Origin of the sequence: Pseudomonas sp. BRG-100 (assembly GCF_000737955.1) — a bacterium.
GTDB classification, from domain to species: domain Bacteria; phylum Pseudomonadota; class Gammaproteobacteria; order Pseudomonadales; family Pseudomonadaceae; genus Aquipseudomonas; species Aquipseudomonas synxantha_A.
Genome location: NZ_JPRX01000001.1, coordinates 1599888 through 1620387 on the forward strand (window position 1 = coordinate 1599888; position 20500 = coordinate 1620387).

The following is a 20500-nucleotide window of genomic DNA, read 5'->3' on the forward strand; positions in this document are numbered from 1 at the left end:
GGCGAAGCAACACCGAAGGGTTTACCGCAACGTTCAACTGACAAGAATTTGACCGCAAGAAACGTAGTTTCCAGGCCCGCTGGCGGAACTAGAGTAGCGTCATCCCCATTAAACGCCTGTTCGAGGAGCACGCTCATGACTTACCAATTCAAGCTCATGCCTTCCCCTGTCGGTGAACTGACCCTGGTAGCGCGCAACGGCAAACTGAGCGCCATTTTATGGGAAGTGGAACGCGCGAACCGTGTGCGCCTGGGTGAATTGGTCGAGGCCAATGACAGCCCGGTATTGCTGGAAACCCAACGCCAGTTAACGGAATACTTTGCCGGATCGCGCAATCGGTTTGAGCTGGAGCTGGATTTCGCCGGTACCGATTTTCAGAAACAGGTTTGGCGGGCTCTGCTGACAATTCCCTTCGGCGAAACGCGCAGCTACAGCCAGATTGCCCAACAGATCGGCAACCCCAAGGCTGTACGCGCAGTCGGTGCGGCGAATGGGCGTAATCCGATCTCGATTGTCGCCCCCTGCCACCGGGTGATTGGCGCATCAGGCGGGCTGACAGGATTTGCCGGGGGGTTGCAGGCCAAGCAGTATTTGCTGGCGCTGGAAGGCGCAGGTCAGGCAGAGCTGGCGCTCTGACTTTGGCGGCGACTGAACTGCTTGCCGAGATATTTGTTAAAAGAAATTTCAGAGAACTGCCGTGGTCAATTGTTCATCACCTCTTCACACAGGAAACGGTAATGAAATTCTCCACGGTCTCGCAAACCCTGTCCCGCTGGGCAGGCAGCCCCCGAACCTTCTACACAGCCGTCGCACTGATCCTGATATGGAGCCTGAGCGGACCCTATTTCCACTACAACGACACCTGGCAACTGATCATCAATACCTCGACGACCATTATCACGTTCCTGATGGTGTTCCTGATCCAGAACACGCAAAACCGCGACAACGATATCCTGCATATCAAGATTGATGAGCTGCTGCGCGTATCCAAGGATGCCCAGAATGCCGTGCTCAGCCTCGACGGCCTGGACCGCAAGGAACTGGAAAAGCTGCGCCAGGAATACCGCAACATTGGCAACACCAGCAGCCTGAGTTTGAACAACGGTTGCGCTGACAACACTGCGCCGACCAAGACAGACCTGAACCAGGCATAAAAAAACGGCGGTTGGGTAGGCCCCAACCGCCGATTTCATTTCACGCTACGGTCTCAACCGTCGCCTTGATGACCCTTGCCATAGGTCGACGCCAGGGCACGTGCTTTTTGCAGACGCTCTTCGAGCTTGGGCAGCGTCTCATCCACCAGCGCTTTTATCTCCGGCACATCCGACGCGGCACCTTCTTTCTTGAACAGGGCGATGGCGTCTTCGTTTTCCTTGACCTGCTGTGCGGTATAGGCAGCGTCAAAGGAGTCGCCATCCTTGAGTTCAGGCATCAGGGTTTCGGCTTTATCGACGATCTTTTCCCGTGGCGCGACCGGCAAATCGAGCTTCTTGGCAATGGCTGCCAAGTGCTGGTTGGCCAGGGTGCGCTCGTTGATGACCTCAATGGTGTAGTCCTTGATCTCCTGGGACGAGGTCTTGGCGTGGGCCATGCGACTGGTTTCGATATCGGCCATACCTTTGGCCGAAGCCTGCTCGATAAATTCAGCAGGCGACTGGGCGAAAGCATTGCTGGCGCCGAGGCCCAGCAGCATCGCGAAACTGGCGGTGCGTAACCGGATAGCCATGCGGCTCATGATGGGTTCCTCCAGAGCAAAAATAGGTACGGGGATCTACACCCGCTCTGGATTCGAATTTTCAGAGCCGCAAAGGTTTAGAAAAAACTTGTCAGTGCGACGAACGGTTGTCGTCATTTCATGCAGGCTTGCTTGCGAACAAGCCCGGCAATGCATGCGCCAGGGCATTAATGGCAAAGCCGATGAACATCACGCCGCAGAGCTTGGTGATCAGGATTTCATGGCGTTGATACACCGTACGTACTCGTTGGGCGCCGACCACGCCGATCAAAATCCCATAGGCCAACAGGCCGCCCACAAAGCTCAGGAAGATCAGCGACGGCAGCATCGACCACGTCAACAACTCGGCACGGCTGGACAGCAACGCGGTGAAGGTCGCCACGGCAACCGGATAGGCTTTGGGGTTGGTCAAGCCGAACACAATGCCATGCCAGAACGGGTGCCGCGCGGCGCCCTGGGGGGCATCGCCGTTGCGGCGCTGGGTACGGATCGCACGCCAGCCGAGCCAGAACAGATACACACCGCTGAGTACGCCCAATACATCAAACGCACTGCTGCCCACTTCTCGCGCACCGACGATGGCAATCAGCGCAGTACTGCACCACACCACATCACCGAGCAAATGCCCGCACAAAAAACCCGCTCCGGCACGTCGGCCACGCGCAGCACCGATGCCGAACACGGCCAAAACACCTGGGCCAGGTGTAATACCGTAGATAAAACCCGAAGCAAGGACGGCGAGCAGCAAGGATGGGGTCATGAATAGACGCTCTGAGGGACTCTTAAAGGTGATTGATTCTGCATGTTTCACTGCGGTGGGTAAAACTTCATTCCTGCGTAAGGCTTGGCGCGACAAGCTTGCAGGCGCGAGGCCAGATCGCCGACATGAACCTCCAGCTTGTGGCCGTCGGGATCGAGGAAATAAAACGACACGCCTTCGCTGCGGTTGTCACGCCACTCCTGCACGCCGGCGGCCCGCAGGCGTTCGACCAATGCGGTGAAATCAGCGGCATCGACGGTGAAGGCATAGTGGGTGTAATCCATTGCCGCAGTGGTCGAGCGCACCGGATCCTGCGACAGGCACAGCCAAAGCCCGGGCAAGGAAAGGTAAGCACCATTGTCCCAAGTGGCATCGAGTTGAACACGCAGCAGATCGTGATAAAAACTGACGCTGCGCGGCACGTCGGTGACGGCCAGGGTCAGGTGGTTGAAGCCGGTTAGCATTTAGGTTTTCTCTTATTACCGGTGACCATCGGACAATACACCGCGCACCCGCCCAATCAACCACTGCAACCCAGAATCACCACCCCGCCGCACATGCCAGGCGAGCTCAAAAGCAAACGAGGGAATATGAAACGGCGGTGGCACGGTCAGCAAATGTTGATGGTCGATATTCAGTAAACCCCGGGACGACACCGTCAAAATCAGATCCGTGCCCTCGATCAACTGAGGCGCCACGCCCCAGTGTGGCAGGCTGATTGCCACATGCCGCCGTTCACGTATCGCAGCCAGTGCCCGTTCGATTTCCGGCGTACCGCTGCCGCGCATCTCCAACAGTACATGTGGGCGTGACAGGTAAGTCGGCAGGTCCAGCGCACCGCTGGGTGCAAGGCTGTGGCGGTCGACTAGGCAGGTGTAATGCTCTTCGAACAATGGCGTCGTACACAGTTCGGCGGGCATGTCGGGGAATACGCCCGCCGCCAGGTCGAGATCGCCATTGAGCACGCCGTCAACCATACCTTCGCGGCTGGCCTGGATGATCTGCAGGTCGATGCCCGGCGCTTCGCTGCGCAGGACGCGGACCAATCCAGGTAGGAGGATCGCTGCGCTGTAGTCTGACATCGCCACGCGAAAGCGGCGCTTGGCCGAGGTGGGGTCAAAACGATTCGGCGCCAATAATGCCTGCACCTGGCCCAGCGCTTCGGCCAATGGCGCTGCCAACTCCAGAGCCCGAGCCGTGGGCACCAGCGCGCCGCCCTGACGCACCAACAGCGGGTCGCCAAGCATATCGCGCAGCCGGGCCAACGCGTGGCTCACCGCCGGCTGGCTCAGGTGCAGGCGCTCGGCGGCGCGGGTCACGTGTTGCTCGCTGAGCAAGGCGTCGAGGATCACCAGCAGGTTAAGGTCGATGCGGCGTAGATCATTCATCAGCTGCATGGTCTGTATAAGAACTTGGAATTTAAATCTGCGCGACGAATAGCCTAGAGTCCAGCGAAACTTCTGGGAGCATGGAGATGAGCGTGTTGCATTGGATGGGTTTGTTAGCGCTGGCGGTGATCGCCGGAGCCGTGGTGCCGTTTCAAAGTGCAATCAACGCTAATCTTGGGCGCGGCCTCGGCCATCCATTGTGGGCCACGTTGGCGTCGTTGCTGGTAAGTATCATCGTGCTGCTGCCAGTGATTATCGCTTTGCGTCTGCCCTTGCCGAGCCTGACGTTTATCACCAAGGCTCCGTTGTGGATGTGGGCCGGTGGCGCCTTCGGCGTCTGTTTTATTTCACTGGCGTTGATGCTGCTGCCCAAACTCGGTGCGTCAGGGTTTATTGCGTTGGCGATGGCCGGTCAGATTCTAGCGTCGTTGCTGCTCGACCATTTCGGCCTGTTCGGCCTGGTGCAACGCCAACTGACAACGCCGCGGGTGTTGGGCGCGTTGCTGCTGATCGGCGGCGTGGCATTGATCCAGTTCAGTGGCGCTCAGCCGCCAGGCGATTGATCTGGGCCTGCTCTACCACCGGCTGCGGCGCGCCCAGGCTCGCGGCCTGTAACATTGCCCGGCCGACAGTCTCGGTGCTCACCACCCAAGCCGGTTTTACCCGCCGCACAAACGAAAGCACCGGCCCCAGTAGGCTATAGAAAGCTTGATACAAGGGCGTCTTTGAGCGCACGCCGTGCAACGGCTGAATGATCCCCGGACGGAACAGGTACACCGCCTTGAACGGCAGGCGCAGCAAGGCGCTTTCCGTCTTGCCCTTGACCCGCGCCCACATCAATTGGCCCGTCTCGGAACTGTCCGTGCCGGCGCCGGAAACGTAGATAAAGGTCATCTGCGGATTAAGCCGCGCCAGGGTACTGGCAGCTACCAGGGTGAGGTCATAGGTGAGGTGGGTATACCGGGCTTCGTTCATGCCCGCCGACGAGACACCGAGGCAGAAGAAACACGCATCAAACCCTTGCAGCAGGTTCTCCAGGGGCTGGAAGTCGAGCATGTCGCTGTGCAGCACCTGGTGCAGCTTGCTGTGTTGCTGGGTCAGGGGCGTACGGCCGACGGCCACCACTTCCTGCACATCCGCCGCCAGCAGGCACTCGCGCAGCACGCCTTGGCCGACCATGCCAGTGGCGCCGAATAACAGAACTCTCATTAGGTAACCTCAGCGGCACGCCGCAAGCTTGCTCAAGTAGAACGCGTTGAGCGTGTAGCTTAACGCCTGCCGCCTGAGGCTGCCCTATCAAAACGCGCTACGAAATATCTCCTCAATCTGACGCTGATCCGCCCGACGTGGGTTGGTCAGCCCGCACGCGTCCTTCAGGGCGTTGGCGGCCAGCACTGGGATGTCCTGCAACTTGGCACCCAGCTCACGCAGGCCGGTGGGGATTTCCACGTCCTGGGACAGCCGACGGATTGCCGCAATGGCGGCCTGGGCGCCCTCCTCCACGGTAATGCCCTTGATGTCCGCGCCGAGGGCGCGGGCCACGTCGCTCAGGCGCTTGGCACTGACGCTGGCATTGAAGCTTTGTACGTGGGGCAGGAGCACGGCGTTGCAAACGCCATGGGGCAAGTCGTACAGACCGCCCAGTTGGTGAGCCATGGCATGCACAAATCCCAGGGACGCGTTGTTGAATGCCATGCCGGCGAGGAACTGCGCGTAAGCCATGTTTTCCCGTGCGGCCATGTCGTTGCCGTCGCGCACCGCCAGGCGCAGGTTGGCACTGATCAGCTCGATGGCCTTGATCGCACAGGCGTCGGTGATCGGTGTGGCGGCGGTGGACACGTAGGCTTCGATGGCGTGGGTCAGCGCATCCATCCCCGTGGCGGCGGTGAGGCCCTTGGGCATACCGACCATCAGCGCCGGGTCGTTGACCGATAGCAGCGGCGTGACGTTGCGATCGACGATGGCCATTTTCACGTGACGGGTTTCGTCGGTGATGATGCAAAACCGCGTCATCTCGCTGGCAGTGCCGGCGGTGGTGTTGATGGCGACCAGTGGCAGTTGCGGCTTGCTCGACTGGTCAACGCCTTCATAGTCGCCGATGCGTCCACCGTTGGTGGCGCACAAGGCGATGCCCTTGGCGCAGTCATGGGGCGAGCCGCCGCCCAGGGACACCACGAAATCGCAGGCCGTCTGTTGCAACAGCGCCAGCCCCTTCTCGACGCTTTCCACCGTGGGGTTGGGCTTGGCGCCGTCGTAGATCACCGAGTCGATATCCTGCATCGCCAGCTTCTCGGCGATCATGCTGGCCACGCCAGCCTTGGCCAGGCCGGTGTCGGTAACGATCAAGGCTTTACGAAAGCCGTAGGCGCGAATGGCGGTCATGGCTTCGTCGAGGCAGTCGCTGCCCATGATGTTGACGGCGGGGATGAAGAATGTGCTGCTCATGGTCGATCCTCAGAGGCTTTATGCCGACAGAATCCACCGGTACCGCATGGCGCATCTTGATCAGGATCAACTTCAGCTCGTGATAAAGTCACCCTCCAGCCGATTTCGAGTAGACCCGCCGCAATGAAGGATTTCCAGGATATTGACGCCCACCTTGAAGACTGGAGCGCCCTGCGCGACGCCATCGACTTCAACGGGATTCTGATCGGCAACGGCGCCAGCCGCACGATCTGGGAAGACTTTGCCTACGACTCGCTGTTTGAAAACGCTCGCACCGTTGAAGAAAAACCCCTGAGCCAATCCGAACTCAGCGTGTTCGATGCCCTGCAAACCCGCAGTTTCGAGCAAGCCCTGGGCGCCTTGAAAACCACCAGCCGGGTCAACAAGGCCCTGGCGGTCAGTTCGGCGGCGCCGCGTAATCGCTATTACGCGATCAAGGAAGCGTTGATCAACACCATTCACACCGTACACATCCCCTGGCGCCTGGTGCAGCCATCGACCCTGGCAACGATCAACAATGAGTTGGCACGCTACGCCACCGTCTTCACCAGCAACTACGATTTGCTCAACTACTGGGCAATCCTGCACACGCCCGGGATCGACGACCTGTTCCGCAGCGCCGATTCAAGCTTCGACCTGTGCAATACCCACACCGACACCACGCGCATTCTCTACCTGCACGGCGGCCTGCATCTGGTGCGCAACCTTGACGGCACAGCGCGCAAACTGCCGTCCACCGACAGCACCTTGCTCAGCAGTTTCGCGATCAACAACACGATCAAGACGCTGGACGATGTGCCGCTGTTCGTCAGTGAAGGCAAGGTGGAAGAAAAGCTCAAGAGCATTCGCAGTTCGGATTATCTGTCGTTCTGTTATGAGCAGTTGCTGAGCCATGAAGGCGCGTTGTGCATTTTCGGCCATGACTTGGGGCCGCAGGATAAACACTTGGTGGATGCGATTCGCCAGGCCGGTATCACCACCCTGGCGATCTCGGTGTCGGGGCGCACTGATGGCTTTATTCGTCAGCAGAAGCAGCGGTATTCAGAGTTGTTTGAGGGCAGTGGCGCAACGCTGAGATTCTTTGCAGCGCGCACGCATGCGTTGGGTAATCCAGTGCTGTCAGTACCGGTCGAACACTGAGCAAAATGTGGGAGCGGGCTTGCTCGCGAATGCGGTGGGTCAGTCAACATTTTCAGTGACTGACACTGCGCTTTCGCGAGCAAGCCCGCTCCCACATTTGATTGCATTTCAAATCGGGATCAGCGTCATTCCTCAGCGCTGTGCACCACCACCAGCAACTGCGCCTGCACCTCTCCCACCGAGCGAATCCGGTGGGGTTTCTGCGCATTGAAATGCAGCGCATCGCCGCGCTTCAACAGCACCCGCTCGCTCATGAAATCCACTTCCACCTGACCTTCATGCACGAACAGAAACTCTTCCCCCAAATGCTCCTTGAAGGTCTTGTCGGTAAACTCCGCCGGCGGGTAGATGATGAACGGCAACAGGCTGCGCTCGCTCACCTGATGGGCAAGTACCGCATAACCCGGTGACGTGTCGGGCCGTTCATGGCTGCGCACCAGGCTGTAGCTGTCGAGGCTGACGTTGCCTTCGCTGAACAGCTCTTCGACTTTCACGTTCAGCGCCTTGGCCAGTTTCAGCGCAGCGGCAATGGACGGTGTGTTGAGCCCACGCTCCACTTTCGACAGGTAACTCTTGGTCATCCCGGATTTTTCGGCCAGGGCCTCCAGGGTTACGCCAAGTTTTTTTCTCAGTAATTTCAAACGGATAGACATTTGCTGCGGTTAATCCATGCAGAAAGCGATGAGCCGTGCTTGCTAATGACACAAGGTGTCATATAGCATCTTTAGTGTCATTTGCAGTCACCCAACGACCTTGCGAGCAGCGGGCGAGCAGCAAATCCGACGTCCATTGAACTACCCAAAGGACACCGATATGGCCAAGACATTAGCACTCCCAAAAGACCAACTGGTCAAGCAAGCCCTGAGCCAGATGCAAAACAGCCTGGCAGATAATACGTGGACCGAGCGCCAAAAGCTGGCGCTGACTTGCCGAATTCTGTTCGAACACGGCCATGACTCCGGCCTGGCCGGGCAAATTACCGCACGCGGGCCTGCGCCTGGCACCTACTACACTCAGCAACTGGGCCTGGGTTTTGACGAAATCACCGCCAGCAACCTGCTGCTGGTCAACGAAGACCTGGAAGTGCTCGAAGGTCATGGCATCCCCAACCCGGCCAACCGCTTTCACACCTGGGTGTACCGCGGGCGCCCGGATGTAAACTGCATCATCCATACACACCCCACGCACATTGCCGCGCTGTCGATGCTGGAAGTGCCGTTGCAGGTGTCGCATATGGACCTCTGCCCGCTGTATGAAGATTGCGCGTTCCTGGAGGCCTGGCCCGGCGTGCCGGTGGGCAATGAAGAGGGGGAAATAATCACCACGGCGCTGGGCGACAAGCGCGCCATCCTGCTCTCGCACCACGGCCAGTTGTCCACCGGGGCCAGCATCGAAGAAGCCTGTGTCATTGCGCAGTTGATCGAGCGGGCGGCCAAGTTGCAGTTGCTGGCGATGTCTGCGGGCACCGTCAAGCCGATCCTGCCAGAGCTGGGGCGCGAGGCCCACGACTGGATTTCCAAGCCCAAGCGCCACGGCGCTGCGTTCAATTACTACGCGCGGCAGAATCTGCGTAAACATGCCGATTGCCTGAACTGATCGCCCCCTTTTTTCGACCGGAGTTTTCCCATGTCCAATCCAACTATTCACGGCATCATCGGCTACACCATCACCCCGTTCAGTGCTGATGGCCAGCGTGTTGACTTCGACGCACTCGGGCGTTCTATCGACCGCTTGATCGACAGCGGCATCCACGCTATCGCGCCGCTGGGCAGCACCGGCGAAGGCGCTTACCTGAGCGATGCCGAGTGGGACGAAGTCAGTGCCTACAGCATCGAGAAAGTCGCCAAACGCGTACCGACCATTGTCAGCGTGTCCGACCTGACCACCGCCAAGGCCGTTCGCCGTGCGCGCTATGCCGAGGCGCACGGTGCCGATGTGGTCATGGTGCTGCCCGCCTCATACTGGAAACTCAGCGAAGCGCAAATCCTCGCCCACTACGCCGCAATCGGAGACAGCATCGGCGTGCCGATCATGCTCTACAACAACCCGGCCACCAGCGGTACCGACATGTCGGTGGAGTTGATCCTGCGCATCCTCAAGCAGGTCGACAACGTGACCATGGTCAAGGAGAGCACGGGCGACATCCAGCGCATGCACCAGTTAAAACTGGAGAGTGACGTGCCGTTCTACAACGGCTGCAACCCGCTGGCCCTGGAAGCCTTCGCGGCCGGTGCCAAAGGCTGGTGCACCGCGGCGCCGAACTTGATCCCCCAACTCAATCTGGACCTGTATCAGGCAGTGCTGGCCAATGACTTGAATAAAGCGCGAGAGCTGTTCTACCGACAGTTGCCGTTGCTGCAATTCATCCTCAAGGGCGGGTTGCCGACGACGATCAAGGCCGGGTTGCGCTTGACTGGGTTGGAGGTGGGGGATCCAAGGTTGCCGGTGTTCCCGTTGGGTGAGGCGGGGATCGAGCAACTCAAAACACTTCTGAAATAAACTCAGGGCCTGTGTGGGAGGGGGCTTGCTCCCTCCCACAGTTGAATTGAGTACAGCCTTTAAATAGAGACAAATAGCAATAATTCTCGATATCATTCACGACCTTTCCACCTCGTGCTTCGTCAAGAAGGATATCCATGTCTCGTCCCAAGCCCGACCCGTCGTCGGCCGATGCCTGTCGCGGGTTTTATGCAGATATTCTGTATTTCCTGCGTAAACGCACGGACAACGCCAGCGACGCGGCGGACATGACTCAGGATGTCTTTACCCAGTGGCTGGGCTACCGCGACCGAGCCAAGGTCGAGCAGCCCCGGGCGTTTCTGTTTCAGATGGCGCGCAATCTGTTGCGCGATCACTGGCGCAAACAGAAGGTACGGCACACCGCCCATCCCGATCACGCCGAAATGGATACCGAGCCGGTCACCGACGAACAGCACGACCCCATGGCCGCCGCCCTGCGCCTGCAACGCCTGGAACAGTTGAAAGAAGTCCTCGCCGAACTCTCGCCCCGCCGGCGAGAAGCCCTTATGCTGCACCGCTTCGAAGGCTTGAGCCAGGCACAGATCGCCGAACGCATGGGCATTTCGACCAGCATGGTAGAAAAGCACATTGCCTTGGCCCTGCTGCATTGCAAGCGACGCCTTCAATCCGACCCCGGCACGGAGCAGCCAGAATGAACCGCCTGAGCGACATCGACGCCCTGGACAGCCAAGCGAGCGACTCCATCGACGCCCAGGCCGCCAGTTGGTTTGCACGCAACCGCAACGCTGCCAGCCGTGCCGACCGCAAAGCCTTTGCCGCCTGGCAGGCGGTGCCAGCCCATGCGCGTGCCTATGCCGAATTCGAACAGCTGTGGGCCGACCTGGCCCAGTTGCAACAACTGAACAAACCGCTGCCGCTGGCCAAACGCAAACGCCCCCTCTGGCGCCCAGCCCTTGCGGTGGCCGCTGCCGTGCTGTGCGCCGTGTTGGCGACCCACATCGGCGCGCCCCGCGAGCTGTATCACACCCAGGTCGCCGCTCATGCCAAAGGTATGCGTACCTTGAACCTGCCCGATGGCAGCACCCTGTACGTGAATGCCAACACCCGCATCCGCGTGGACTTCAGCGCCCATCAACGTGTCCTGCATCTGGACAAAGGCCAGCTGTATATCGAAGTGGCGGCCGACAAGGAGCGGCCACTCTACGTGCAAGCCGGCGAGTCGATCATACGGGTGGTGGGCACTGGTTTTGACGTGCGTCGCGGCCAGCAGCAACTGGTGGTGAGCGTTGCCCATGGCCAGGTGGCGTTCGAGCCGGACAGCAAAAGCCCCACCACCCTGCTCGGCGCCCGGCAACGTGCCGCTTACAGCTACGCCAAAGGCACCCTGCAACAACAAACCCTCAGCGCTGAAGAAGTGGCCGATTGGCGCAGCGGGCATTTATCGTTTCGCAATCGCGAACTGGCCAGCCTGATCGACGAGCTGAGCCTGTACCGTCCCCAGGCGCCGTTGCAGGTCAGCAAGGCCGTGGCGCAACTCAAGGTGTCGGGCAACCTGGATGTGAATGACCCCGATGCCCTGCTCAACGCCTTGCCCGCCCTGTTGCCGGTAAAAACCGTGGTCTTGGCCGATGGCAGTGTGAAAATCGAGCCGAGCAAATAGCCTGCACACTGCCACATGAGAATATTTTGCATTCGCATGTGTGGTTTTTTTGGTCTGCCCCGTCTTCCTCCTGTCCGTGTTTGATACGCACACCTTTTTGGCTATTTAGCCGCTCCGGGGGATTTCATGTTTCGCGCGCCTCGCCACGCTTCGCACCTGTTTCTTCGACCCACGCTCCTGGCCACGTGCCTGGCCTTCAGCCTCAACGCCCAGGCCGAGTCGTTCACCCTGCACCTGCCGGCCCAGTCACTGGCCACGTCCCTGAGCCTGGTGGCACAGCAGGCGAAAATCCAGCTGCTGTTCGATGAAAGCCTGCTCAAAAACCTGAAAGCGCCGGCGCTCGATGGTGACTACACCGCGGAAGTAGCGATTCGCTCCCTGCTGAAAAACGGCGAGTTCACCCTGATCAAGGTCGGCAGCACCTACGTAGTGCGCCCCGATGAGGGCAAGGCCACCAGCAGCACCGCGATCCAGCTGGACACGCTGAGCGTGATCGGCACCGGCAACGAAGTGAACGCCGGCACCGTCAACCGCTCCACCCTGACCCAGGCCGATATCGACCGCTACCAGTCCAATAACATTCCGAGCCTGTTGCAGACCCTGCCCGGTGTCAGCCAGGGCGGCTCGCTCAAACCTGGCGGGCAGACCATCAACATCCGTGGTTTCGGCGATGCCGAAGACGTGCCGTTGACCGTGGACGGCGCCACCAAGACCGGCTTTGAGCGCTACCAGCAAGGCACGGTGTTTATCGAACCCGAGCTGATCAAGCGCATCGAAGTGGAAAAAGGCCCCAACTCGCCGTTCACCGGCAATGGCGGCTTCGGCGGCACCGTCAACATGATCACCAAGGACGCCCCGGACCTGCTCCAGGACGGTCGCAACAGCGGCGCGATGCTCAAATACGGCTACTCCAGCAATGATCATGAACAGGTCTACAGCGGTGCCGTGTATGGCCGCACCGACGATGGCCGTTTCGACGCCCTGGCCTACCTGACCCAACGCGACGGCGGCGATATGAAGGTGGCCGCCAAGTTGCCCAACGACAACAACGAGTACCCGATCAACCCCCAGCGCTTGCCCAACAGCGCGCAGGATGTGGACGGCAAGTTGTTCAAGGTCAACGCGTACTTCACCGATGAGCAGAGTGTCGGCCTGTCGTACTCGCGTTCTCACAGCAACCGCTGGACACCGTTTTCCGCCGCGAGCTACCCGACGCCGCCCACCCAGTTCAACATCGACCGCTACGGCTACGAAGGGGCGTTGAAGCGTTTCCTCGCGCACCGCGATACGGTCGATACCACCTGGTCGGGCAAGTATCACTACCAGCCGCTGGATAACCCGCTGGTGGACCTCACTGTCAAATACTCCCAGTCCAATACCGAACAGACCGACGAGCGTGACGCTACCGCGTTTTTCCAACTCGCTACCGGCGGGCGCAAGATGGACACCGCCTACACCGACAAAAACCTCGACATCCGCAACGTCAGCTTGTTCGACACCGGGCCCTTGCAGCACGCGGTGACCGTCGGCGGGCAGATCCGCAAGCACATCCGCGAAACCGAAATGTGGATGCCCGGCACCACCTACAACACGCCGCGCTACAACTATGGGCACTTCCAGCCGGGCTTCATGCCCCAAGGTAAGGTCGATACCAACAGCTTCTTTATCCAGGACGCGGTCACCCTGGGCGACGTGACGATCACGCCGTCGCTGCGCTATGACCACGTGCGCAATCGCGGCGAGGGCAACGATGCGCCCTACTACAACAACCCCGACCCCGCGGTTGGCCACGATTACAGCGACCGCACCTACACCGGCTGGTCGCCACGCCTGGCGCTGTTCTGGACCGTGACGCCGAATGTGGGGTTGTTCGCCAACTGGAGCCAGACCTGGCGCGCCCCGGTGATCGACGAACAATATGAAGTACAGGGCCTGGGCAGCCGCACCGCCACCAGCGTGGACCTGGACCCGGAGCGCATCACCTCGATCACCCTGGGCAACATCACCAACTTCGACAACCTGTTGGTCCAGGACGATAACCTGCAACTGCGCACTACCCTGTTCCACAACAAGATCGAAGACGAAATCTTCAAGGCCACCGGCGTGGGCTGCCAGAACCAGGCCATCAACGGCGGCAGCATCTCCTCAGCGTGCCCGCCGGGGCCGATGTCCAACTATCGCAATATCGGTGGCATGACCATCAAGGGTGTCGAACTCGAATCGATCTATAACTCCACCTACCTGTTTGGTTCGGTATCGTTTGCCTATGCCAAGGGCCAGCACCAGGGCGCCTACACCAACCCCTGGGGCCCGGATGTGGCGGCACGGGATATCCCGCCGACCAAATGGGTGCTGGTACTGGGCACCAACATCCCGGCCTGGGATGCCCAGGTGGGCTGGATGGGTCAATTCATCGGCGCTACCGACCGCTTGCCCAGCGACAAATACTCCGGTGGCCCGGGCTCCGGCGTGGGTGATTTGTTCTTCGACCAGTACGGCAACAAGCGTTACAACACCCAGGGCCTGTTCGCCAAATGGAAACCGCAGCAGGCTTACCTCAAAGGCACCGAGGTGAACTTCACGGTGGACAACCTGTTCAACGAAAACTTCCGCCCTGCGTTGAGCGGCGACCGCGCCTATACCAAGGGGCGCGATGCGAAGATCAGCGTGACGCGATTCTTCTGACCACACACGCATTCCAAATGTGGGAGCTGGCTTGCCTGCGATAGCCGTGGTACAGCCACCATCATCATCGCAGGCAAGCCAGCGCCCACAGGGAACGCGCTCACTTCAGGCCAGGTAGCCATCCCCGCGCAGCAGGGTTTCCAGGCAGTGCTCAGTGATGTGGTAGAACGCCTTGAGCTCCTGGATTTTCACCAGCAACTGCGCGTTGTCCAAAGGCTGCGCACGCTTGACCGCAAGAATCATCTTGTTCTTGTTGGTGTGCTCCAGCGAGATGAACTCGAACACCTTGGTCTCGTAGCCACAGGCTTCCAGGAACAACGCACGCAAGCTGTCGGTGACCATTTCTGCCTGCTGGCCCAGGTGCAGGCCGTATTGCAGCATCGGCTTGAGCAGCGCCGGGCTCTGGATCTGCAGGCGGATCTGCTTGTGGCAGCATGGCGAGCACATGATGATCGACGCGCCGGAGCGGATGCCGGTATGGATCGCGTAATCGGTGGCGATGTCGCAGGCATGCAGGGCGATCATCACGTCCAGCTCGCTCGGCGCCACACTGCGTACATCCCCGCATTTGAATACCAGCCCCGGGTGCTCCAGGCGTGCGGCAGCACTGTTGCACAGGGTGACCATGTCTTGGCGCAATTCAACACCGGTAACCTCGCCCTCGGCCTTGAGGGTATTGCGCAGGTAATCATGGATGGCGAAGGTCAGGTAGCCCTTGCCCGAGCCAAAATCGGCAACGCGCACCGGTTGGTCGAGTTTCAACGGCGACGACGTCAGCGCATGGCTGAACACTTCGATGAACTTGTTGATCTGCTTCCACTTGCGCGACATCGATGGAATCAGTGCCTGCCTGGCATCGGTCACCCCAAGATCGGCGAGAAACGGCCGGCTCAGGTCGAGGTAGCGGTTCTTCTCACGGTTATGCTCGGCCGACGGTGCTTCGCGCAGTTGTTGCGGTTTGCTTTTGAACAGCGAGCTTTTGTTCTTCTTGCTGTATTCCAGCTGGGCTTCGTCAGTCAGCGACAGCAAGTGCGCGTTCTTGAATGACGCAGGCAACAGCTCGGCAATCACCGCCACGCCGTCGGCCGAGGGGAAATTCTTGGTGATGTCGCGGGTCTTGTAGCGGTACACGAAGGACAGGCACGGCTGGTCTTTGACGGTGACCGGCTTGATGATCAGCCGTTGCAGCTCGGCTTCCTCACCGACGTACTTGGCCAGCACCAGCTTGATAAAGGCGTTTTGCGCAAGGCTTGCGCTCAGCAATTGGATGAACTGGGCGTGATGATCCGGCGCAGGGTTGGCGGGTTGAGCGGTGACGGACATGAGCAAAAACGCCTCGGGCAAAGAATGCCGGGCATTTTAGGGGGGATAACCCTCAACGGCACGGAGTTATTTGACCAATGGTCAGTTCCAGCAGCCACAGTAGATCCAAATGTGGGAGGGGGCTTGCCCCCGATATAGGTGGATCAGCCAACAGATTCATTGACTGGTGCATCGCCATCGGGAGCAAGCCCCCTCCCATATTTGGAACTGAGTTGGCCGGGCTATTCGAGTACCACCAGGCGATTGGGCAGCTCATTGCGCGTTTGCGTCACCGGCACATGCACCTTGAGCAACTCGCCGCACGCCTCGATGCACGCAATAAACCCGGCCAGCGTCTGCCCCTGTTTCACCTGCTGGGTGAACGTCTTGACGATGGCGTCCCAACTGCTGTCATCCAGGCGTTTGGAAATGCCGTCATCGACGAGGATCTCCACGTAGCGTTCCGCCTCGCTGACAAATATCAGCACGCCAGTACTGCCCAACGTGTGATGCAGGTTCTGCTCCAGAAACTGCCGACGCGCCAGGTTAGAGGCGCGCCAGTGGCGTACGGAGCGGGGAATCAGGCGGGTGGTGACCTTGGGCAAGCGAAACACCAGGCACAACACAATAAACGTCGCCCATTGCGCCAACAGCAAGGTGTACATGGTCAGGTAGCCCGACAAATAATGCACCACGCCCGGTACCACCAACGCGATCAGGCTGGCCCACAGCAACGGGATGTAGGCGTAGTCGTCGGCACGCGCCGCCAGCACGGTCACCAGTTCTGCGTCGGTGTTTTTTTCGACCCGGGCAATTGCTTCGGCGACTTGGCGCTGCTCATGTTCAGTCAGTAATGCCATGGTTGTAGATGCTCTTTTCTCGTTATTGTCATTACCAGCCGCCCGAAGCCCCGCCACCGCCGAAGCCACCACCGCCGCCACGGAAACCACCGCCACCGCCGCCCCCACCACCGCCACGTCCGCTGCTGCTGAGAATGGCCAGCAGGATAGCGCCTACCGGCAAGCCCATGCGATTGCACAGCCACAACACGCCGATCAGCAGAATAAACAGGCCGATGGAAAAACCGGGGTTATCCTTGGCGAAATTCGCATCCGCCACATGGGCGGGCACCGCCAGGGGCTCACCGCCCACCACCTGGATCATCGCCGCCACGCCGTCGCTGATGCCCTGGCTGAAATTGCCGGTCTTGAACTTGGGCAGGATCACCTGGTTGATGATCACCCAGGACTGCGCATCCGTCAGCACGCCTTCCAGGCCGTAACCGACTTCGATGCGCAATTGGCGCTCATCACGGGCAACGATCAACAGCGCGCCGTTGTCCTTGCCCTTCTGGCCGATGCCCCATGCGCGCCCCAATTGATAACCGTAGTCTTCAATCGGGACGCCCTGCAGGTCGGGCACGGTGACCACCACAAGCTGGTCACCGGAGGTCTGCTCCAGCGCCTGCAGCTGTTGAGTGAGCTGCTGGCGCGTTGCCGGGTCGATCATCTGGGCGTTGTCCACCACCCGCCCGGTCAGTGCCGGGAAGGTCAGGGCCGCCTGGGCCATGCCCATGCAGGCCAGTAGCCAGAATGCCAGGCCTATCCGTAATAAACGCATCGACACCTCAAGGCAGCGTTATTTGAATTTCACCTGCGGCGCCTTGTCGGCATCGGCGCTGGTGGCTTCAAACGTGGCGCGGATCGGCAAGTCGCTGTACATCACGCTATGCCACAGACGGCCCGGGAAAGTACGGATTTCGGTGTTGTACGCCTGCACGGTCTGGATGAAATCACGACGGGCCACGGCGATACGGTTCTCGGTGCCTTCAAGCTGGGATTGCAAGGCCAGGAAGTTCTGGTTGGCCTTGAGGTCCGGGTAACGCTCGGACACTACCATCAAACGGCTGAGTGCGCCGCTCAAGCCATCCTGGGCTTGCTGGAACTGCTTGAGTTTTTCCGGGTTGTCGAGGGTGCTGGCGTCCACCTGGATCGAGGTGGCCTTGGCCCGCGCTTCGATCACGGCGGTGAGGGTCTCCTGTTCGTGGGCGGCATAGGCCTTCACCGTTTCCACCAGGTTGGGGATCAGGTCGGCGCGGCGTTGATACTGGTTCTGCACCTGGCCCCAGGCCGCCTTGGCCTGTTCGTCCAGGGTCGGGATGTTATTGATGCCGCAACCGCTCAGTACGGTGCTGATCAATAGCAAAGCCGCGGCCTTGAAGCCCCAACGGTAAGTCTGTGCTGCTTGCATGGTGTTTCTCCTGCCCAATCTTGATGGAATTTGACGACTAACCCTATAAACCACGCGCTTGGGGCATAATCCGCCACCACTGGAATGCATCGAGCCAATCAGCTACAAAGATGCCCAGCGCGAAAAAGAGTTCAGAGTGTGCTGCATTTATCTGAACAACACCCGAACAACAATAGACGTTCCCCACATTTTGGCCGACAGCATGCGTTTAATGCTGCGCAGTAGCCGAAAAAGGATATTCATGAAAAAGCTGTGTTTGCTCGGCCTTGTTGCCACGCTGGCCACCCACCCCGTCTGGGCAGAAACAAAGCCTGCTGCGCTTAAAGACAAGGACGCCTTCGTCAGCGACCTGCTCAAGCAAATGACCCTGGACGAAAAGATCGGCCAATTGCGCCTGATCAGCATCGGCCCGGAAATGCCCCGCGAGATGATCCGCAAGGAAATCGCCGCTGGCCGCATCGGTGGCACCTTCAACTCCATCACTCGCCCGGAAAACCGTCCGATGCAGGACGCGGCCATGCGCAGTCGCTTGAAGATCCCGATGTTCTTCGCCTATGACGTGATCCACGGCCACCGCACCATTTTCCCGATCAGCCTGGCCCTGGCCTCCAGCTGGGACATGGACGCCATCGGCCGCTCCGGGCGCATCGCCGCCCAGGAAGCCGCTGCCGACAGCCTCGACATCACCTTCGCGCCGATGGTCGATATCTCCCGCGACCCGCGCTGGGGCCGTACCTCCGAAGGTTTCGGCGAAGACACCTACCTGGTCTCGCGGATTGCCGAAGTCATGGTCAAGGCGTTCCAGGGCGCAAGCCCGGCGAATGCCGACAGCCTGATGGCCAGCGTCAAGCACTTCGCCCTGTATGGCGCGGTGGAAGGCGGGCGCGACTACAACGTGGTCGACATGAGCCCGGTCAAGATGTACCAGGACTACCTGCCGCCCTACCACGCGGCGATCAAGGCCGGTTCCGGCGGCGTGATGGTCGCGTTGAACTCGATCAACGGGGTGCCCGCCACCGCCAACACCTGGCTGATGAACGACCTGCTGCGCAAGGACTGGGGCTTCAAGGGCCTGACCGTCAGCGACCACGGCGCGATCTTCGAGTTGATCAAGCACGGCGTGGCCAAGGACGGGCGCGAAGCCGCCAAGCTGGCGATCAAGGCCGGCATCGACATGAGCATGAACGACTCGCTGTACGGCAAGGAATTGCCCGGCCTGCTCAAGTCCGGCGAGATCGAACAGAGCGACATCGACAATGCCGTGCGCGAAGTGCTCGGCGCCAAGTACGACATGGGCCTGTTCAAGGACCCGTACCTGCGCATCGGCAAGGCCGAGGATGACCCGGTCGACACCTACGCCGACAGCCGCCTGCACCGCGCCGAGGCCCGCGACATTGCGCGCCGTAGCCTGGTGTTGCTGAAAAACCACAACGACACCCTGCCGCTGAAAAAATCCGCGACCATCGCCCTGGTCGGCCCGCTGGCCAAGGCGCCGATCGACATGATGGGCAGTTGGGCGGCTGCCGGCCGACCTGCGCAATCAGTGACCCTGCTCGACGGCATGAACGCCGTGATCGGCGAAAAGGGCAAAGTGATCTATGCCCGCGGTGCCAACATCACCGGCGACAAGGCGGTGCTCGACTACCTCAACTTCCTCAACTTCGATGCTCCGGAAGTGGTGGATGACCCACGCCCTGCCCAAGTATTGATCGACGAAGCGGTGAAAGCGGCGAAGAACGCCGACGTCATCGTCGCGGCCGTGGGCGAATCCCGTGGCATGTCCCACGAGTCGTCGAGCCGTACCGACCTGAACATCCCGCAAAGCCAGCGCGACCTGATCAAGGCCCTCAAGGCGACCGGCAAGCCGTTGGTGCTGGTGCTGATGAACGGCCGCCCGCTGTCGATTCTCGAAGAGAACCAACAGGCTGACGCGATCCTGGAAACCTGGTTCGCAGGTACCGAAGGCGGCAACGCCATCGCCGACGTGCTGTTCGGGGACTACAACCCGTCGGGCAAGCTGCCGATCACCTTCCCGCGTTCGGTAGGGCAGATTCCCACCTACTACAACCACCTGACCATTGGCCGGCCGTTCACCCCAGGCAAGCCGGGCAACTACACCTCGCAGTACTTCGATGACACCACAGGTCCCCTGTTTCCCTTTGGCTATGGCCTGAGCTACACCCAGTTCAGCCTGTCGGACATGGCACTGTCGTCCACCACCCTGAACAAGACCGGCAAGCTCGACGCCAGCGTCACCGTGAAGAACACCGGCAAGGTCGATGGCGAAACCGTGGTGCAGTTGTATATCCAGGATGTGGCCGGCTCGATGATCCGCCCGATCAAGGAGCTGAAGAACTTCCAGAAGGTCATGCTCAAGGCCGGCGAAGCGCGCACGCTGCATTTCACCATCACCGAGGACGACTTGAAGTTCTACAACGCCCAGCTCAAGTTCGCGGCGGAACCGGGTGAGTTCAATGTGCAGATCGGGCTGGATTCCCAGGATGTGCAGCAGCAGACCTTTGAACTGCTCTAACGCCTGACGCGGTCAAAAATGTGGGAGGGGGCTTGCTCCCGATAGCAGTGGGTCAGTCAATGAATCTGTTAACTGAAACACCGCCATCGGGAGCAAGCCCCCTCCCACATTTGACCTCATT

21 protein-coding genes are annotated in these 20500 nt (G+C 60.0%); 10 read left to right on the forward strand and 11 right to left on the reverse strand.

What is annotated here, in order from left to right; translation table 11 throughout:
• Positions 1–135: 135 nt before the first annotated feature.
• A complete protein-coding gene (locus tag JH25_RS20240; RefSeq protein ID WP_032877289.1) occupies positions 136–636 on the forward strand; it encodes a methylated-DNA--[protein]-cysteine S-methyltransferase in 501 nt (166 codons plus the stop codon).
• Positions 637–737: 101 nt separating this feature from the next.
• Positions 738–1154 carry a low affinity iron permease family protein gene (locus tag JH25_RS20235; RefSeq protein ID WP_032877290.1) on the forward strand — a complete coding sequence of 139 codons (417 nt, stop codon included), beginning with the start codon at positions 738–740 and terminating at the stop codon, positions 1152–1154.
• Positions 1155–1207: 53 nt separating this feature from the next.
• Here JH25_RS20235 and JH25_RS20230 read toward each other — a convergent pair whose 3' ends face one another.
• The 4 genes from JH25_RS20230 to JH25_RS20215 all read right to left on the reverse strand — a co-directional run bounded on the left by JH25_RS20230 (position 1208) and on the right by JH25_RS20215 (position 3892).
• The gene (locus JH25_RS20230) at positions 1208–1735 is read right to left on the reverse strand and encodes a DUF4142 domain-containing protein (protein ID WP_005785958.1); all 528 of its coding nucleotides are present in this window, start codon (positions 1733–1735) and stop codon (positions 1208–1210) included.
• Between the two features lie 118 nt (positions 1736–1853).
• Positions 1854–2495, reverse strand: coding sequence for a LysE family translocator (locus tag JH25_RS20225; protein ID WP_032877291.1), 642 nt, complete (start codon positions 2493–2495; stop codon positions 1854–1856).
• Between the two features lie 47 nt (positions 2496–2542).
• Positions 2543–2959 (reverse strand): fosfomycin resistance glutathione transferase, encoded by a 417-nt coding sequence (fos, locus tag JH25_RS20220; protein ID WP_032877292.1) that lies wholly within the window; start codon positions 2957–2959, stop codon positions 2543–2545.
• 15 nt (positions 2960–2974) lie between these two features.
• Positions 2975–3892 (reverse strand): LysR substrate-binding domain-containing protein, encoded by a 918-nt coding sequence (locus tag JH25_RS20215; RefSeq protein ID WP_177327396.1) that lies wholly within the window; start codon positions 3890–3892, stop codon positions 2975–2977.
• A 77-nt stretch (positions 3893–3969) separates the two neighbouring features.
• Between JH25_RS20215 and JH25_RS20210 the strand changes: the two genes are divergently transcribed.
• Positions 3970–4446, forward strand: a complete 477-nt coding sequence (locus JH25_RS20210; protein WP_032877293.1) for a DMT family transporter — start codon at positions 3970–3972, stop codon at positions 4444–4446.
• Here JH25_RS20210 and JH25_RS20205 read toward each other — a convergent pair.
• Both JH25_RS20205 and yiaY read right to left on the reverse strand, forming a co-directional pair.
• Positions 4418–5092 (reverse strand): NAD(P)H-binding protein, encoded by a 675-nt coding sequence (locus JH25_RS20205; RefSeq protein ID WP_032877294.1) that lies wholly within the window; start codon positions 5090–5092, stop codon positions 4418–4420. The two genes, JH25_RS20210 and JH25_RS20205, sit on opposite strands and share 29 nt — an antisense overlap.
• 87 nt (positions 5093–5179) lie before the next feature.
• Positions 5180–6328: an L-threonine dehydrogenase gene (gene yiaY / locus JH25_RS20200; RefSeq protein ID WP_032877295.1), complete on the reverse strand. Its 1149-nt coding sequence runs from the start codon at positions 6326–6328 to the stop codon at positions 5180–5182.
• Between the two features lie 123 nt (positions 6329–6451).
• On the opposite strand from yiaY, the gene JH25_RS20195 reads away from it, so the two are divergent.
• A complete protein-coding gene (locus tag JH25_RS20195) occupies positions 6452–7468 on the forward strand; it encodes a DUF4917 family protein (protein ID WP_032877296.1) in 1017 nt (338 codons plus the stop codon).
• Positions 7469–7593: 125 nt separating this feature from the next.
• Here the strand turns inward: JH25_RS20195 and JH25_RS20190 are convergent, their stop codons facing one another.
• Entirely contained in the window at positions 7594–8121 is a 528-nt protein-coding gene (locus JH25_RS20190; RefSeq protein WP_032877297.1) for a helix-turn-helix domain-containing protein, read from the reverse strand.
• A gap of 160 nt (positions 8122–8281) precedes the next feature.
• On the opposite strand from JH25_RS20190, the gene JH25_RS20185 reads away from it, so the two are divergent.
• From JH25_RS20185 to JH25_RS20165, 5 genes are all read left to right on the forward strand, one after another.
• On the forward strand, positions 8282–9064 hold the full coding sequence (locus JH25_RS20185; RefSeq protein ID WP_005785944.1) for an aldolase: 783 nt from the start codon (positions 8282–8284) through the stop codon (positions 9062–9064).
• 30 nt (positions 9065–9094) lie between these two features.
• Positions 9095–9967, forward strand: coding sequence for a dihydrodipicolinate synthase family protein (locus tag JH25_RS20180; RefSeq protein WP_005785942.1), 873 nt, complete (start codon positions 9095–9097; stop codon positions 9965–9967).
• Positions 9968–10104: 137 nt separating this feature from the next.
• Positions 10105–10644 (forward strand): RNA polymerase sigma factor, encoded by a 540-nt coding sequence (locus tag JH25_RS20175; protein WP_032877298.1) that lies wholly within the window; start codon positions 10105–10107, stop codon positions 10642–10644.
• The gene (locus JH25_RS20170; RefSeq protein ID WP_032877299.1) at positions 10641–11609 is read left to right on the forward strand and encodes a FecR family protein; all 969 of its coding nucleotides are present in this window, start codon (positions 10641–10643) and stop codon (positions 11607–11609) included. Before JH25_RS20175 ends, JH25_RS20170 begins: the two co-directional genes overlap by 4 nt.
• Before the next feature lie 126 nt (positions 11610–11735).
• Entirely contained in the window at positions 11736–14294 is a 2559-nt protein-coding gene (locus tag JH25_RS20165) for a TonB-dependent receptor (RefSeq protein ID WP_032877300.1), read from the forward strand.
• A gap of 105 nt (positions 14295–14399) precedes the next feature.
• Here the strand turns inward: JH25_RS20165 and JH25_RS20160 are convergent, their stop codons facing one another.
• The 4 genes from JH25_RS20160 to JH25_RS20145 form a co-directional block, all read right to left on the reverse strand.
• Positions 14400–15617 (reverse strand): class I SAM-dependent methyltransferase, encoded by a 1218-nt coding sequence (locus tag JH25_RS20160; RefSeq protein WP_032877301.1) that lies wholly within the window; start codon positions 15615–15617, stop codon positions 14400–14402.
• A 221-nt stretch (positions 15618–15838) separates the two neighbouring features.
• Positions 15839–16456, reverse strand: coding sequence for a TPM domain-containing protein (locus JH25_RS20155; RefSeq protein ID WP_005785935.1), 618 nt, complete (start codon positions 16454–16456; stop codon positions 15839–15841).
• 31 nt (positions 16457–16487) lie between these two features.
• Positions 16488–17216 (reverse strand): TPM domain-containing protein, encoded by a 729-nt coding sequence (locus JH25_RS29195; protein WP_032877302.1) that lies wholly within the window; start codon positions 17214–17216, stop codon positions 16488–16490.
• An 18-nt stretch (positions 17217–17234) separates the two neighbouring features.
• On the reverse strand, positions 17235–17846 hold the full coding sequence (locus JH25_RS20145) for a LemA family protein (protein ID WP_032877303.1): 612 nt from the start codon (positions 17844–17846) through the stop codon (positions 17235–17237).
• A 241-nt stretch (positions 17847–18087) separates the two neighbouring features.
• Between JH25_RS20145 and bglX the strand changes: the two genes are divergently transcribed.
• Positions 18088–20379, forward strand: coding sequence for a beta-glucosidase BglX (bglX, locus tag JH25_RS20140; RefSeq protein ID WP_032877304.1), 2292 nt, complete (start codon positions 18088–18090; stop codon positions 20377–20379).
• Positions 20380–20500 lie beyond the last annotated feature (121 nt).